Origin of the sequence: Mycolicibacterium flavescens, assembly GCF_001722335.1 — a bacterium.
Taxonomy (GTDB): domain Bacteria; phylum Actinomycetota; class Actinomycetes; order Mycobacteriales; family Mycobacteriaceae; genus Mycobacterium; species Mycobacterium flavescens.
Genome location: NZ_MIHA01000011.1, coordinates 147,543 through 163,507, shown reverse-complemented (window position 1 = coordinate 163,507; position 15,965 = coordinate 147,543). Strand labels below are relative to the sequence as shown.

General features: G+C 68.7%; 14 protein-coding genes. 8 read left to right on the top strand and 6 right to left on the bottom strand.

What is annotated here, in order from left to right; translation table 11 throughout:
* Both BHQ18_RS16435 and BHQ18_RS16430 read right to left on the bottom strand, forming a co-directional pair.
* Positions 1–678, bottom strand: coding sequence for an acyltransferase (locus tag BHQ18_RS16435; protein ID WP_069414691.1), 678 nt, complete (start codon positions 676–678; stop codon positions 1–3).
* Between the two features lie 36 nt (positions 679–714).
* Positions 715–1,863 carry a glycosyltransferase gene (locus tag BHQ18_RS16430; protein ID WP_069414690.1) on the bottom strand — a complete coding sequence of 383 codons (1,149 nt, stop codon included), beginning with the start codon at positions 1,861–1,863 and terminating at the stop codon, positions 715–717.
* A 360-nt stretch (positions 1,864–2,223) separates the two neighbouring features.
* Between BHQ18_RS16430 and BHQ18_RS16425 the strand changes: the two genes are divergently transcribed.
* The 5 genes from BHQ18_RS16425 to BHQ18_RS30775 all read left to right on the top strand — a co-directional run bounded on the left by BHQ18_RS16425 (position 2,224) and on the right by BHQ18_RS30775 (position 8,099).
* On the top strand, positions 2,224–2,982 hold the full coding sequence (locus tag BHQ18_RS16425; RefSeq protein ID WP_069414689.1) for a class I SAM-dependent methyltransferase: 759 nt from the start codon (positions 2,224–2,226) through the stop codon (positions 2,980–2,982).
* 35 nt (positions 2,983–3,017) lie between these two features.
* On the top strand, positions 3,018–4,658 hold the full coding sequence (locus BHQ18_RS16420) for an acyl-CoA carboxylase subunit beta (protein WP_069414688.1): 1,641 nt from the start codon (positions 3,018–3,020) through the stop codon (positions 4,656–4,658).
* Positions 4,659–4,681: 23 nt separating this feature from the next.
* The gene (locus BHQ18_RS16415) at positions 4,682–4,942 is read left to right on the top strand and encodes an acyl-CoA carboxylase epsilon subunit (protein WP_069414687.1); all 261 of its coding nucleotides are present in this window, start codon (positions 4,682–4,684) and stop codon (positions 4,940–4,942) included.
* On the top strand, positions 4,939–5,595 hold the full coding sequence (locus tag BHQ18_RS16410) for a Maf family protein (RefSeq protein WP_069414686.1): 657 nt from the start codon (positions 4,939–4,941) through the stop codon (positions 5,593–5,595). Before BHQ18_RS16415 ends, BHQ18_RS16410 begins: the two co-directional genes overlap by 4 nt.
* A gap of 767 nt (positions 5,596–6,362) precedes the next feature.
* Positions 6,363–8,099 carry a hypothetical protein gene (locus tag BHQ18_RS30775; protein ID WP_069414685.1) on the top strand — a complete coding sequence of 579 codons (1,737 nt, stop codon included), beginning with the start codon at positions 6,363–6,365 and terminating at the stop codon, positions 8,097–8,099.
* Between the two features lie 64 nt (positions 8,100–8,163).
* Here the strand turns inward: BHQ18_RS30775 and BHQ18_RS16400 are convergent, their stop codons facing one another.
* From BHQ18_RS16400 to BHQ18_RS16385, 4 genes are all read right to left on the bottom strand, one after another.
* On the bottom strand, positions 8,164–9,144 hold the full coding sequence (locus BHQ18_RS16400; RefSeq protein WP_069414684.1) for an NAD-dependent epimerase/dehydratase family protein: 981 nt from the start codon (positions 9,142–9,144) through the stop codon (positions 8,164–8,166).
* Positions 9,137–10,486, bottom strand: a complete 1,350-nt coding sequence (locus BHQ18_RS16395) for a nucleotide sugar dehydrogenase (RefSeq protein WP_069414683.1) — start codon at positions 10,484–10,486, stop codon at positions 9,137–9,139. The genes BHQ18_RS16400 and BHQ18_RS16395 overlap by 8 nt, the downstream gene beginning before the upstream one ends.
* Before the next feature lie 155 nt (positions 10,487–10,641).
* Positions 10,642–11,778 carry a glycosyltransferase gene (locus tag BHQ18_RS16390; RefSeq protein WP_069414682.1) on the bottom strand — a complete coding sequence of 379 codons (1,137 nt, stop codon included), beginning with the start codon at positions 11,776–11,778 and terminating at the stop codon, positions 10,642–10,644.
* 45 nt (positions 11,779–11,823) lie between these two features.
* Complete coding sequence (locus BHQ18_RS16385) at positions 11,824–12,459, bottom strand: acyltransferase (RefSeq protein WP_234794202.1); 636 nt, start codon at positions 12,457–12,459, stop codon at positions 11,824–11,826.
* A gap of 179 nt (positions 12,460–12,638) precedes the next feature.
* Between BHQ18_RS16385 and BHQ18_RS16380 the strand changes: the two genes are divergently transcribed.
* The 3 genes from BHQ18_RS16380 (at position 12,639) to BHQ18_RS16370 (ending at position 15,933) form a co-directional block, all read left to right on the top strand.
* The gene (locus BHQ18_RS16380; RefSeq protein WP_069414681.1) at positions 12,639–13,535 is read left to right on the top strand and encodes a sulfurtransferase; all 897 of its coding nucleotides are present in this window, start codon (positions 12,639–12,641) and stop codon (positions 13,533–13,535) included.
* Entirely contained in the window at positions 13,532–13,945 is a 414-nt protein-coding gene (locus BHQ18_RS16375) for a SufE family protein (protein WP_069414680.1), read from the top strand. The genes BHQ18_RS16380 and BHQ18_RS16375 overlap by 4 nt, the downstream gene beginning before the upstream one ends.
* A gap of 188 nt (positions 13,946–14,133) precedes the next feature.
* On the top strand, positions 14,134–15,933 hold the full coding sequence (locus BHQ18_RS16370) for an acetyl/propionyl/methylcrotonyl-CoA carboxylase subunit alpha (protein ID WP_069414679.1): 1,800 nt from the start codon (positions 14,134–14,136) through the stop codon (positions 15,931–15,933).
* Positions 15,934–15,965 lie beyond the last annotated feature (32 nt).

Below are 15,965 nucleotides of genomic sequence, written 5' to 3'. Positions count from 1 at the left end.
TCACCAGAACGGTGCGCGGAACCTGCCGCTGTACTGCAACCCTTCCGGGTCGCGTTTGGCGATCACCTTCGCGGGGTTGCCGCCGACCACCTCGAGTTCGCCGACGTCCTTGATCACCACCGCTTGGGCGGCCACCACCGCACCGCGGCCGATGTGGCACGGCAGCGTCATGGCCCGGCTGGCGATCCACACGTAGTCCTCGACCACCGTGGGGTTGGGCACCGGCAGGAAGTCGGGGTGGTTGATGTCGTGCCCTCCGCCGAGCATGTGCACGTCGCTGGCCAGAATCACGTTGTCGCCCAGGTAGAGCCCGGCGCGCGCGTCGAGCATGCAGCGGGCCCCGACGCAGCAGTCGTCACCGATGGTGAGGAACTCGATGTCCAGGATCGTGGTGCCGCGGTTCACCGAGGAACCCTTGCCGATCTTGGCCCCGAACGCCCGCAGGTAGGCCAGCCGCACGTGGTGCGACGGGATGTAGGTGACCACCATGTTGTAGAGCAGCTGCCCGACGCGGTTTCGCGCCTTGCGGAGCAGCCCCATGTCCTGCATGCGGTAGTTGTCGACCCGGCCGTCGGGCCGCAGGTCGTACTTCGGCGGCGGCGGCATCCGAAGGCCCGGCGCCGCAGCGACTTTGCGGGCGACGATCTGAGGATCGGTGACGGCCGGCGGTCGGCTCATCGGGTGCGCTCCTGTTCGGGATCCGAGTCGCGACGGTCAGGTGGCATCCGCTGCCAGCTTGTCGACGGCTGCATACAGTTTCTCGGCGAAGCGTTCCTCGGTGAACTGCTCGACGTGGCGGCGGATCTTGTCCGGGTCGAAGGTGGCGGCCTCGAACCGGTCGAGCGCCGCGGCGATCGCGCGCGGCTCGGGTTCGTCGAAGTACATGCCCGTCACACCTTCGTCGATGGTGTCCAGGAAGCCGCCGAATCGCAGTGCCACACTTGGCCGTCCCCACACCCCGGCCTCGATCGGGGTCAGGCCGAAGTCTTCGTAGCTGGCGGCCAGCAGTGCGCGGCAGTTCTTGTACAGCCACGCCATCTGGCCGTCGGTCAGGTCCGAGAGCATCGTGACGTTGGGTGTCTTCATCGCGGCCAGGCGTTCGGCGTCGGGCCCCTTCCCGACCACGACCAGACGCCGGTCGGCGCCGGCCGGGACGTCGCGGAAGGCGCGCACGATCACGTCGACGTTCTTGTAGGGCAGCAGCCGCGACACCACGAGGTAGAAGCCGTCGTCGTCGGCCCCCAGTTGTGGCACCGGTTCGGTGGTGAAGTTCTGCGACATGGCAACCGGGGCGAACAGCACGTCCGAGTCGATGCCGTAGGTCTGTTTGATCCGACCCTGGATCAGCGTCGAGATCGCCAGGTACCGGTCGGACCCGTGAGCCATCTTGCGGTCCCACGCCTTGAGGTAGGGCGCGGTCAGCGCCAGCCCGGCCCGCTTGATCAGGCCGCTGTCGGAGCCGAGGTACTTGTCCGACAGGTACAGCCAGCGCGCCGGCGAATAGCAGTAGATCAGCTTGCGCCCGCGGGTACGGAACCCGTGCGCCCAGCCGCTGGTGCTGGTGATCACGACGTCGGCGTCGACGAACATCGAGTTGGCGACCGCCGGCAGCACCGGCAGAAACGCCCGGTGGTGTTTGCGGGCAAGGCCGAACCGGTTCAGCCCCGACACCCGCACGTCGAGGTCAGCGAACTCGGGGTAGGTGGTCGAGGGCTCGTAGAGCATCGTGTAGATCGGCGCTTCGGGGAAGGCTTTGCTCATCGACAGCACGATCTTCTCCGCGCCGCCCAGCTGCGTCAGGTAGTCGTGCGCGATCGCCACCTTGGGGCCGTCGACCCCGTCATACCTGCGATTCGATTGCACGCTTATACGTCCCTTGAACGGCGAGTTGGTCGTTTGCCGACGAATAGCTACATGTCTGATCCGATCGGAACGGCACTAATAGAACCGCAAATCGGTCGTCGTCACAAGCTCATCTGCGCCAACACCATATATGTGCCGCCAGGCCTGCGAGCGCACGACGCACCTGGCGTGTCCGCGGCCCCTCGGAATCGTCGCAGCTAGAGCCGCCGCGCGCGGTGTGTTCAGCCACCCCGGCGGGCGTCGGGCCGCACCGTCGAGGCTCGTGGCGGAGGTGTTCGCCGGCCGCTTCCTCGTGGCGCGAGAGTTCGCGTTCACCGGGTATAGTGTGGCCTTCAGCAAATAACCACCGGAAGTGATGACATGGGAATTGACGACTTCGCCAGCACGGTGATGAGCCGTGACGGCCAAGTTGGATACACCGACCTCGACACCCTGTGGAAGGGCTACGACGACTTCGTCCACGACCTGGCGCAGCGCGAGGGCGTCAACCGGGTGGCCGAGCTGGGCGGCGGCGCCAACCCGGTCATCGGCGACGCGGAGCGGTGGGGCTTCGTCGAACACCGTGTGGTCATTGACATTTCGGCCAACGAGCTGTCCAAGGCCAACGGTGAGGTACAGACGCGGGTGGCCGACCTGTGCCAGCCGATCACCGAGGAGCACAACACCTACGACCTGGTGTTCTCGAAGATGTTGTGCGAGCACCTGCCCGACGCGCGCACGTTTCACCAGAACTGCTTCAACCTGCTGCGCCCGGGCGGCCTGTCGGTGCACTACTTCCCCACGCTGTTCACCTTTCCGTTCGTGGTGAACAAACTGATCCCGGAGAAGGCGGCGCTCGCGGTCGTCGACAAGCTGCAGCCCGGCCGCCTGCAGATGGGCAACATGGACAAGTTCCCGGCGTACTACCGGTGGACGACCGGTCCGACCAAGCGCGCGATCCGGCGGTTCGAGAGCGTCGGATTCCAGGTCGAGCAGTGGCACGGCGCGTTCGGGCATCACTACTACCACGTGATCAAGCCGCTGGACGCGATCGAGCGCGCCAAGACCCGCTTCCTGCTCAAGCACCCGGTGCCCGCGCTGACGAGCTTCGCCGCAGTGGTTCTGCGCAAGCCTGCTTAAGGAGACATTAAGGCCGTTCGTTAGCATCGACGACCATGACGAGCGTTAGCGAACAGTCGGTCGAACCCTCGGGCGAACACGAGATCGACATCCACACCACCGCGGGCAAGCTGGCGGATCTGCGTAGGCGGACCGAGGAGACGCTGCACCCGGTCGGTGAGGCCGCGGTCGAGAAGATTCACGCGAAGGGCAAGCTGACTGCGCGCGAACGCATTCTGGGTCTGCTCGACGAGGGGTCGTTCGTCGAACTCGACGCTCTGGCGCGGCACCGCAGCACCAATTTCGGGCTCGCCGACAAGCGCCCGTTCGGCGACGGTGTGGTCACCGGGTACGGCACCATCGACGGCCGCGAGGTGTGCATCTTCAGCCAGGACGTCTCGGTGTTCGGCGGCAGCCTCGGCGAGGTGTACGGCGAGAAGATCGTCAAGGTGCAGGAGCTGGCGATCAAGACCGGCCGGCCGCTGATCGGCATCAACGACGGCGCCGGCGCCCGCATCCAGGAGGGTGTGGTGTCGCTGGGCCTGTACAGCCAGATCTTCCACAACAACATCATGGCGTCCGGGGTGATCCCGCAGATCTCGCTGATCATGGGTGCGGCCGCCGGCGGCCACGTGTACTCCCCCGCGCTGACCGACTTCATCGTGATGGTCGACCAGACCAGCCAGATGTTCATCACCGGCCCCGACGTGATCAAGACCGTCACCGGTGAGGACGTCACGATGGAGGAGCTCGGCGGCGCGCACACGCACATGGCGAAGTCGGGCACCGCGCACTACGTCGCCTCCGGCGAGCAGGACGCGTTCGACTACGTGCGCGAGCTGCTGAGCTACCTGCCGAGCAACAACTACGCCGATCCGCCGCGCTTCTCCGAGCCGGTGCCCGAGGGCCCGATCGAGGACAACCTCACCGACGAGGACCTCGAGCTCGACACGCTGATCCCGGATTCGCCGAACCAGCCCTACGACATGCACGAGGTGATCACCCGCATCCTCGACGAGGACGAGTTCCTCGAGGTGCAGGCCGGTTACGCGCAGAACATCATCGTCGGGTTCGGCCGCATCGAGGGCCGGTCGGTGGGCATCGTGGCCAACCAGCCGACGCAGTTCGCCGGCTGCCTCGACATCAACGCCTCCGAGAAGGCCGCCCGCTTCATCCGGACCTGCGACTGCTTCAACGTGCCGATCGTGATGCTGGTCGACGTGCCCGGCTTCCTGCCCGGCACCGGCCAGGAGTACAACGGCATCATCCGCCGCGGCGCCAAGCTGCTCTACGCCTACGGGGAGGCCACGGTCGCCAAGATCACGGTGATCACCCGCAAGGCCTACGGCGGTGCGTACTGCGTGATGGGGTCCAAGGAGATGGGCGCCGACGTGAACGTGGCGTGGCCGACCGCGCAGATCGCGGTGATGGGTGCCGCGGGCGCGGTCGGGTTCGTCTACCGCCAGCAGCTCTCCGAGGCGGCCAAGAAGGGTGAGGACGTCGACGCCCTGCGGCTGCAGCTGCAGCAGGACTACGAGGACACGCTCGTCAACCCGTATGTCGCCGCCGAGCGCGGTTACGTCGACGCGGTGATCCCGCCGTCGCACACGCGCGGGTATGTCGCCAACGCGCTGCGGCTGCTGGAACGCAAGATCACGCAGACGCCGCCGAAGAAGCACGGGAACATTCCGCTGTGAGCGGAGCGAACGATCCAGCTCCTATGACAGCGAACGAGAAGGCGGCCGACGTGAGCGACGAAGCAGCCAAGCATGAGCCGCACATCCAGGTGCTCAGCGGTAAGCCTTCCGATGAGGAACTGGCCGCGGTGCTCGCGGTGCTCGCCGCCGCGGCGGGGGCGCCTGCCGAACCGCGCGAGCAGGAAGAGAACCTGTGGGGTCACCCGGTCGACCGGCTGCGGTACTCGCCGTTCAGCTGGCAACAGGTGACGCTCGTGGAACGGACACACATGCGCCGTCGATGACGCGCGTCGTCCTCGCATCCGCATCCTCCGGTCGCCGGAAAGTGTTGCGGCAGGCTGGAATCGAGCCGATCGTGGTTGTCTCCGGAGTGGACGAGGACGCGGTCGCGGCGAGCCTGTCCGCGGCCGCGACGCCCGCGGAGGTGACGGTCGCGCTGGCCACCGCCAAGGCCGACGCTGTCGGCGCTGAACTGAGCCCGGCGCTGGCCGCCGACTGCGTGGTGATCGGCTGCGACTCCATGTTGTTCCGTGACGGCGAACTGCACGGCAAGCCCGCCTCGGCCGACGCGGCACTGGCCGGGTGGCGGCAGATGGCCGGCAGCGCCGGCGTCCTGCACACCGGCCACTGCGTGCTGCGGTTCCAGCGCGGCGCGTTGACCCACCGGGTCGCGCAGGCCGCCGCGACGACCGTCCGGTTCGGCCGCCCCAGCGCCACCGACCTCGCCGCATATGTGGACAGCGGTGAGCCGACCGCGGTGGCGGGCGGGTTCACACTCGACGGGCTCGGCGGCTGGTTCATCGACGGCGTGGACGGCGACCCCTCGGCCGTCGTCGGCATCGGGTTGCCCCTGGTACGCGAACTGCTCGAGCGCTGCGGCGTGTCGCTGCCCCGGCTGTGGGCCGACAACCCGGTCGGGGGCCCGCCCGCCGGATGATCCTCGTCCAGCACATCCACCGGTTTGCCGCACGGCTGTCAATCGATGTTGCTGGGACGATGAAATCGACTTTGCACAGCGCCCAATTTCGACGGTAACGATCGCGACCGTTCGGATGCCGGGTAATCGGCACAATGGACAAATAACGAACTCACCCGCCCGCTGTCCCGCGCGACCTCTTATTTGCGATCACGTCAGAATCCGTGATCGGCAAACCCACCGGCGCATCGTCGCGGCCCGCCCCAACCAGTCGCGCAACCCACCCCGCACAACCGCACGGCGCACGTTGCGGCCCGCCGCGCGGCGGTTGCCGGGCGCTACGGGCGCGGCGGTGTTAAAGTTTCGCGAATTGCCTGATCATGAAAGTTTCCCGGGCCCGCGGGAAACGGTGGCGCAACGTTTATCGCACAGCCGCGATTATGGACAATTCGCTGACGGAACTGCCTACCGCGTCATCCTGCCGCAACGCGGTGACACGCCCATCTCAGCGAACTCCGGCCGGTTGGCAATCGCCATTTGTGACGTTGATTTCGTCGATCAGTACGCGCTTCGCAGTACGGCGTGGCGACATTTCCGACCGCCCACTCCAATCCGGAAATGGCTCCGTATTGCGGAATTGTCTGGGAGGATGACATTATCTTTGCCAATCGGTTCTGACGCGTAGCCGCGGCAACCTATCTCCGGATCACCGGGAAAGGAACTCTGCAATGGTGGGGAGACACAACGTGCACAGAGAGCGCAGCCATCGCGTCCGCGCCGTAGTGGCAATGGGCGCACTTGCCGCGGCGGGTGCCGCGTTCGGTACCGAGGGGCTGAGCAGCGCGCCGGAGTTACCGGCCAGGCCGCTCGGCGCCTACGCGACGCCGAACAGCCTGTACGCGGAGAGCATCCGGCTGGTGAACTCGTCTGAGCCGCTGCTGTTCGGCTCGGCGGCCGCGCCCACCCCGGCAGCTGAGCCCGGTGATTCGTCGGGCCCGCCAGCCCCCGCGGCCGCCGCGTTCAATCCGGGCGAGGCGCTGTTCGAGGGCATCCGCGACTACTTCACGTACCCGACCCACAACGACGACCCGCCGATCGCCGGCTGGCCGCACTCGGTGCGGATCTTCTACGAGCGCCCGTGGACGTTGGTGGCGACGCCGCTGGCGGCCGTCACGGCCGCGCAGGCGGGTGCCGGGTTGGCGATCAACTACGTCGAGGTCGGCAGCCTGATCGGCCCCCAGCTGGGCGCGACCTTCCAGCGGGCGATGACGGAGATGTCGGCGGTCTCGCTGCAGCAGGATCCGATGGCCGTCGCGAACGACGTGTTCCGCGTGTTCGTGCGCAACGGCGAGGCGCCCGGTGAGCACGGCGGCGTCCTGTTCGGTAACGGCGCGGCCGGAGCCGAAGGCCAGGACGGCGGCAACGGCGGTCTGTTCGTCGGCTCGGGCGGTAAGGGCGGCGACGGCGCGGCCGGCGAGGACGGCGGCAACGGCGGTCGCGGCGGGCTCGTGTTCGGTAACGGCGGCGAGGGCGGCAGGGGCGGCGACGCCACCGGCGAGGACGGCGTGGTCGCGGGCAACGGTGGCCGCGGCGGTGACGGCGGCCTCTTCGTCGGCACCGGTGGCGCAGGCGGCGCAGGCGGTGTCGCCACCGCCACGAACGGGTCGGCGACCGGCGGCGACGGCGGTGCAGGCGGCAACGTCGGACTGATCGGCACGGGTGGTGCCGGCGGGGCCGGCGGTGCGGCCACCGGCACCGGGGACACCCAGGGCGGCGACGGCGGCAACGGCGGCAACCATGACCTGTTGACCGGCGCCGGCGGCGTCGGCGGGGTGGGCGGCGACGCGACGACCACCGTCAACGGTGACGCGGTCGGCGGTGACGGCGGCGACGGCGGCCGGACCGGTTTCGACGGCCGCAGCGGCACCGGCGGCGACGGCGGCAATGCCAGCACCCCGGTCGGGAATGCCACCGGCGGTAACGGCGGCGCTTCGGGCGACTCCGCCTTCTTCGGCAACACCGCGGCCAACGGCGGCGCCGACCACGCGCACGGCGGACACGGCGGCGACGCCAGCACCGGTGTGGGCAACGCGGTCGGCGGCAACGGCGGCGACGGCGCCAGTTCGGCCTGGGACGGCTACGGCGGCCGGGGCGGTGAAGGCGGCGACGCCGACGCGGGCACCGGTGACGCCACCGGCGGCGACGGCGGCCAGGGCGGCCAGGGTGGCTGGCAGGCGCCCAGCGGTCGCGGCGGCCACGGCGGGGACGCCACGACCGACGACGGCACCGCGCAGGGCGGCAACGGCGGCGATGGTGGCGACGGCGTGCTGGGTGTGTTCGACGCGCCCGGCGGCGTCGGCGGCAAGGGCGGCAACGGCACCGCGACCAACGGAACCGGCATCGGCGGAACCGGCGGCGACGGCGGAACCGGGCAGGGCGGCGGCCCGCACGGCAGCGACGGCGCCGACGGCACCGGCAGCGGGACTTCCGGCGGCGGCGCCGAAGGTGGCGGCGACGGCGACTGACCGTCAGAGATCCGAAAAGCCGGGAACCTCAACGGGTTCCCGGCTTTTTGGTTGACGGACCGAACTACATCAGGTCGTTGGCCGGTTTGTCGTCGCGGTGCTCGCGGTACCACGCCACGGTGCGCTCGAGCCCGTCGTCGAGGCTCACCAGCGGTGACCACCCGAGCCCGCGCATCTTGGTGACGTCCGGGCAGCGTCGCCGAGTTCCGCCCTCGGGCAGTGCACCCGGACGGATGTCGAGGTCGATGCCGACGATCTTGCCGATCCGGCCGGCCAGCTCGCGGATCGTGATCTCGTCTTCGCTGCCGATGTGGTAGATCTCGCGGTGCCCGCCCTTTTCGTACATCGTCAGGATTCCGTCGACGCAGTCGTCGACGTACAGGAACGACCGCGTCTCGGTGCCGTCGCCCTGGATCGGGAACGTCCCGTCGCCGGCGTCCTTGGCCGCCAGCGCCCGCATGATGAACTGCGGCTCGACGTGCTTCCAGCCCATGTCGGGCCCGAAGATGTTGTGGGGCCGGAAGATCTGCACCTTGCGGTAGTGCTCGCGGCCGTAGTTGAACGCGATCAGCTCGCTGACGATCTTGCCGCCGCCGTAGGAGTACCGCGGGTTGAGGCTGTCGGGCAGCATCAGCGGGATGGTCTCCGGGGTCGGGATCACCGCGGGCGTCTGGTAGACCTCCGCGGTCGAGGCGAACACCAGGTCCGGCACGTCGGCCGCCCGGGCCGCGTTGGTGACCGCCAGCGCCCCGAGCATGCCGACCTCGAGCACCAGTTCGGGGTTGGTGTAGAAGTTCTCGGTGCCGTTGACCGCCGCCAGGTGCATGACGACGTCCGCGCCGGCGAACGCCTTCTCCAGCGCGGCCTGGTCACGCACGTCACAGGTGAACAACTCGACGTCGTCGGCGACGTCGGCGAACCGCCGGGCGTCGCCGCGGACCATGTTGTCGACCACCGCGACCGACCACCCGTCGGCCACCATCCGTTTGGTCAGGTACGCGCCGATGAAGCCGCCGCCGCCGGTGACCACCGCCCGCCTAGACATCGGCGGGCACCCATCCGCTGTTGCCGACCGCGAAGTACGAGTCGCCCAGTTCGGACGCCGGCAGGTGGCTGAAGTGGTTCCAGTAATCGAAGATGAACCCGTCGGGGCTGATGAACTCGCTGATGGTGCGCGGCGAGATCTGGCCCAGCGACGGATGGTTGTTGCCGATCACCACGACCGACGCCCCGCTCACCGCGTCCCCGAACCGGTTGAACACCCGGTCGTCGGGAAACTCCGACGCCAGCACCTCCGGCGACGTCACGGGGTCGTACAGACCGATCTCGGCTTCCGGGTGGGCCTTGCGCAACTGGTCGAGCACCTTGATCGACATCGACCCGCGCAGGTCGCTGGTCTCGGGCAGCCCCTTGAACGCCATGCCGACGAGGCTGATCTTCAGCGGGCCCTGCTCGGCCAGCTTGCGGCGGTTGATCTCGGTGCTGATGAAGCGCACGGTCTCCGCCGGCTGGCGCTCGTTGATCATCCGGCCCGCGCTGGTCATCTCCAGATGGACACCGCGTGCGCGGGCACTCTCCATCAGAATGTGCGGATCCTTTTCCAGGCACGGCCCGCCGACCAGACCCGGCATCGGGATATTCGTGCGGCTGTAACCGAGTTTGCCGGAGGCGATGACTTCGTGGGCGTTGACACCGAACGCATCACATAGCCGGGCCACCTCATTGGCGAATGCGAATTGCACATCGCGGAACGTATTGCTGACGAGTTTGATGATCTCGGCCGTTTCGACTCCGGACACCTGCACGATCGAATTCGTCAGCCGGCGGAACAGCGCCGCGGCCCGGTCGGCGACGGCCTGCTCGTCGGCGCCGACGATCTGCGGCAGTTCACGCAGCTCCTGCAGCGCTTTGCCCTCCAGCGTGCGCTCCGGGCACATCGCGATGTCGAACTGTTTGCCGGCCTCGGCCAGCGCCGGGGCCACCACGTCGCGGGTGGTGCCGACCTTCACGGTGGACCGCAGGATGACCAGCGCACCATCGCGCATGTTCGCCGCGATATCGCGGGCCGCGGCCTCGATCATGTCGACGCGCGCCACCCCGTCCGCGGACAGCGGGGTGCCGACCGTGATGATGTAGGTGTCGCAGGTGAACGAGTTGTCGAAGCGCTCGACGGCGCGCAGTTTCCCGGAGCGGGTGACACCCGAGAGCGCGTCGGGCAGGCCGGTCTCGGTGAAATGCGGAATGCCCTGATTGGTCATCTCGACGATGTCCGGGCGGGTCTCCACACCAATCACCGAACTGCCGGACTCGGCCAGCACCGTCGCCAGGGTCAATCCGACGTAACCAAGCCCGACAATTCCGACGTCGTATTTTGCTGGCTCAGACATAGCCTTACGATTCCCATCTGCTTCAGGAGTTTGCGGTACCGGGTCACGACGATACGTTGCCGACACCAATTTCGCGTAATCGAAAGCACCTTTTGAACGCTGGCGTCAATAGGGGCGGCGTTGCCAGCGGTCTCACTGTAGCCGCGCGCCGCCGATCAGGACCGGATTCCCGCGCGCACCAGATCCTCGAACGACCGGTGCGGTTTGCGGGTCTCCCAGTGCGCGCGGTTGGCCTCGTAGAGGGCGTCGCCGGCCTTGACCGCGACGTCGCGGTCGAGCAGGTGACGACGGCACTCGGCGATGAACTGCTCCTCGTCGTCGTAGGTGGGCAGGTCGAACAGCGCGGGCAGCGAGCCCACCGCGGGGCCGGTGCCGATCACCGGCAGCCCCTTGCTGATCGAGTCGAGGATCTTGACCCGCACCCCGCCGCCGGTCTTGATCGGCGCCATCAGCGCCCGGCAGGTCCGGAAGAAGCCCGGCAGGTCCTCGACGAAACCGAGGTCACGCACGCCCGGCGGGTAGACCGGGTCCTTGGCGCCGGGCTTCTTCGGTCCCGCGATGCACAGTTCGGCGCCGGGGATGCCCTCGGCGATCCTGGGCCACAGCTGCAACGCGTAGAGGAAGCCCTCCTGGTTCGGCGGCCAGTCGCGCACCCCGACGAAGCCCAGCCGCGGCCCGGTCGCCGAGACGTCGACCTTCTCTGAGGGCGGCAGGGTCACGTCGAGCCACCGCGCCTGCGGTTGCCCGTTGGCCCGGTACATCTCGGCTTCCTCGATGTCGTAGGTGCCGACGGCGTCGGCGGCGCGGGCCACCCGGATCTCGTCGCGCAGCAACCGCGGTTCCTCGATCTTGCCGAGCAGCCCCCGCGTCGACAGCCACACCTGCGATTCGGTGTTGATCGTGTTGATGATCAGGCCGGTGCGCCCGGCGTGAGAGCTGCGCAGGAACGACTCGGCCATGTAGCTGTGTTCGGCGACGAAGACATCGGACTCCAGAGCGTCGATCGCGGTGACCAGCTCGTCGAAGTCGAACCGCACATGCGCGAGGCTGCGGCGCTGCGTGACCGACCTGGCCAGGATGCGGACCTTGTCCACCGGCGGTTTGGCCACCCGCGTCAACGGCAGCCCGCCGGGAACCAGATCAACTGTCGCCGAACCGTTTTCGGCCGACAGGCACAGCGCGGCCACGTCGAACGAGTCGGCGGCCAGGCGCATCGCGACGCGTGAGAGCTCGATGTCGCCGCCGTGCTGAGTCGCGGGGTCTTTCGACAGCAGGAAGGTCACCTTGGTCATCGGTTCGCCAATCGGTCGGTTCGGGGGACGGGCACGCGGGCGCCGCTAGGAGAACAGCGGGCGGTAGCCCGCGGTGTAGGCCAGCGCCTCGGGGTCGCGCTGACCGATGACCTTGAGCGGATCACCGCCGACGACTTCGCACTCCTCGATGTCGCGCATCACCGTCGCCTGCCCGGCGACGACCGCGCCGCGCTTGATGTGTGCCGGAAGCACCATGGCGCGGCTGGCGATCCACGCGTAGTCGCCCACCACCGTCGGCACCGGCACGTGCCGCAGGCCGGGCCGGTCGATGTCGCGACGGGTGCCCAGGAAGTGCACGTCGCTGGCGACCGTGACGTTGTCGCCGATGCACAGCCCGCCGCGGGCGTCGAGCACGCAGCGCCACCCGATCGCGGTCTCGTCGCCGATCGTCAGGTATGCGATGCCGTACACCTCGGTGCCGCGCATGATCGCCGAGCGCTCCCCGATGGTGGCGCCGCAGGCGCGCAGGAAGCCCTGCCGCACGGTGTGCGACGGCACATGGGTCAACACCAGATTGAAGATTTGCTCGCTGAGCCGGTCACGCAGTCGGCGCAGGCCGGTCGGCGGCGCCGCGGGCGGCACCTTGAGCTTCGGCGCGGCGGCCCTCCTGCGGGCCACGTCGTCGGCGGTGACGTGCGGTGCGTGTGGTTCTGGGCTCACGTGCTCCTGCTCCCGCGGTCGGTGTGGGCGCCGGCTGCGACGGTGTCGGCGCCGCACCTGGCGGGGTTAGCCAAGGCCTGGAGGAAAACTCCCCGGACTTCATACCGTAGAAGGTTTGCCACAACAAGCAAGCGCTGAGCGGACCGCGCGTCGTCGGCGCGCTGGGTAGGCTCTGCTCTGTGCCATTGCCTGCCGATCCAGACCCCGCCCTGCAGTCGTACGCCCACCCGGAACGCCTGGTCACCGCCGACTGGTTGTCGGCGAACCTGGGCAGGCCCGGGCTCGCCATCGTCGAGTCCGACGAGGATGTGTTGCTCTACGACACCGGCCACATACCCGGCGCGGTGAAGATCGACTGGCACACCGACCTCAACGACCCCAATGTGCGCGACTACATCACCGGCGAGCAGTTCGCCGACCTGATGAACCGCAAGGGCATCTCCCGTGACGACACCGTGGTGATCTACGGCGACAAGAGCAACTGGTGGGCCGCCTACGCGCTGTGGGTGTTCACGCTGTTCGGCCACCCGGACGTGCGGCTGCTCAACGGCGGGCGCGACCTGTGGATCTCCGACGGCCGCGAGACCACGCTGGACGTGCCGACCAAGCAGACCACCGGCTACCCGGTCGTCGAGCGTGACGACGCACCGATCCGCGCTTTCAAGGACGACGTGCTCGACTCGCTGGGCAAGGCGCCGCTGATCGACGTGCGCTCCCCGCAGGAGTACACCGGCGAGCGCACCCACATGCCGGACTACCCCGAGGAGGGCGCGCTGCGGGGCGGCCACGTGCCGACCGCGCGCTCGATCCCGTGGGCCAAGGCCGCCGACGACAGCGGCCGGTTCCGCTCGCGTGCCGAGCTCGAGGAGCTGTACGGCTTCCTCACCCCCGAGGACGAGACGATCGTCTACTGCCGCATCGGCGAGCGCTCCAGCCACACCTGGTTCGTGCTGACCCACCTGCTGGGCCTGCCCGGCGTGCGCAACTACGACGGCTCGTGGACCGAGTGGGGCAACGCGGTGCGGGTCCCGGTCGCCGTTGGACCTGAACCGGGGAACGTGCCGGGCTCCGCATGAGTGCAATGCCGGCCGCGCTGGCGGAGGTGGTCTCGGACTTCCAGGAGGTTCAGGGGCAGGACAAGCTGCAGCTGCTGCTGGAGTTCGCCAACGAGTTGCCGCCGCTGCCCGCCGACCTCGAAGAGGCCGCGATGGAACCGGTGCCCGAATGCCAGTCGCCGCTGTTCCTGCACGTCGACGCCGGCGACCGCGCCCACGTGCGGCTGTACTTCAGCGCCCCCGCCGAGGCACCCACCACCCGCGGGTTCGCCGCGATCCTGGCCACCGGGCTCGACGACCTACCCGCCGAGGAGATCCTGGCGGTGCCCGACGACTTCTACTCCGAGCTGGGGCTGGCCGCGCTGATCAGCCCGCTGCGGTTGCGCGGCATGTCGGCGATGCTGGCCCGCATCAAGAAGCGGCTGCGCTAGACACTCCGACTCGGCACTGGTGGGGCTCGATCTGTAGCGGGGTGAGCGCTCGCCGATCGGGGGTCGGAGCCGCGGTTTATTACTCGCGGGTAAGGGACCGGCTCGTCGAGACCTCAGCAGGGACGCATAAACTCCCTCCGTTACATTCTTAAAGACGTTTCTTAGAGAACATCCCGTCAGGAGGGCCAGTGGCCAGTCACGCCAGCTCGAAGATCTCCAAGGTGCTGGTCGCCAATCGCGGAGAGATCGCCGTCCGGGTCATCAGGGCAGCCAAGGACGCGGGACTCGAGAGTGTGGCGGTCTACGCCGAACCCGACGCCGACGCGCCGCACGTGCGGCTGGCCGACGAGGCGTTCGCGCTCGGCGGGCAGACCTCGGCCGAGTCCTACCTGGTGTTCGAGAAGCTTCTTGACGCGGCGGCCAAGTCCGGCGCCAACGCCATTCACCCGGGTTACGGATTCCTTTCGGAGAACGCCGATTTCGCGCAAGCCGTGATCGACGCCGGGCTGATCTGGATCGGGCCCAGCCCGCAGTCCATCCGCGATCTCGGTGACAAGGTCACCGCGCGCCACATCGCCGCCCGCGCGCAGGCGCCGCTGGTGCCCGGCACGCCGGATCCGGTCAAGGACGCCGACGAAGTCGTCGCGTTCGCCAAGGAGTACGGCGTCCCGGTCGCGATCAAGGCCGCGTTCGGCGGTGGTGGCCGCGGTATGAAGGTGGCCCGCAGCATCGAGGAGATCCCCGAGCTGTTCGAGTCCGCCACGCGCGAGGCCGTCGCCGCCTTCGGCCGCGGTGAGTGCTTCGTCGAGCGCTACCTGGACAAGCCCCGCCACGTCGAGGCCCAGGTCATCGCCGACCAGCACGGCAACGTCGTTGTCGCGGGCACCCGCGACTGCTCGCTTCAGCGCCGCTTCCAGAAGCTCGTCGAGGAGGCCCCGGCGCCGTTTTTGACCGACGCGCAGCGCAAGGAGATCCACGAGTCGGCCAAGCGCATCTGCAAGGAGGCCGGCTACTACGGCGCGGGCACCGTCGAGTACCTGGTCGGCCAGGACGGGCTGATCAGCTTCCTCGAGGTCAACACCCGCCTGCAGGTCGAGCACCCGGTGACCGAGGAGACCTCGGGCATCGACCTGGTGCGCCAGCAGTTCCGCATCGCCAACGGTGAACCGCTCGACATCACCGAGGACCCGACCCCGCGCGGGCACTCGTTCGAGTTCCGGATCAACGGTGAGGACGCCGGCCGCGGCTTCCTGCCCGCGCCCGGGCCGGTCACCAAGTTCGAGCCGCCGACCGGCCCCGGGGTGCGGCTGGACTCCGGCGTGGAGACCGGTTCGGTCATCGGCGGCCAGTTCGACTCGATGCTGGCCAAGCTGATCGTCACCGGCGCCAACCGCGAGGAGGCCCTCGAGCGGTCCCGCCGCGCGCTGGCCGAGTTCACCGTCGAGGGCCTGGCCACGGTCATCCCGTTCCACCGCGCGGTGGTGTCCGATCCCGCGTTCATCGGCGACGACAACGGCTTCACCGTGCACACCCGCTGGATCGAGACCGAGTGGGACAACACGATCGAACCGTTCACCGGCGGCGATCCGATCGAAGAAGAGGACACCGTCCCGCGGCAGACCGTGGTCGTCGAGGTGGGTGGCCGGCGGGTCGAGGTGTCGCTGCCCGGCGACCTGGCGATCGGCGGCGGCGGTGCGCCCGCGGGCGGCGGCAATGTCGTGCGCAAGAAGCCCAAGGCGCGCAAGCGCGGCGGCGGCGGCGGTGCGGCCGCATCCGGTGACGCGGTGACCGCCCCGATGCAGGGCACCGTGGTCAAGGTCGCCGTCGAGGAGGGCCAGCAGGTCGCCGCCGGTGATCTGGTCGTGGTGCTGGAGGCGATGAAGATGGAGAACCCCGTCACCGCCCACAAGGACGGCACGATCACCGGCCTGGCTGTCGAGCCCGGCGCGGCGATCACCCAGGGCACCGTCCTCGCCGAGATCAAGTAACCCACTTTTCCGCCGAGCAGACGCAAAGTGCC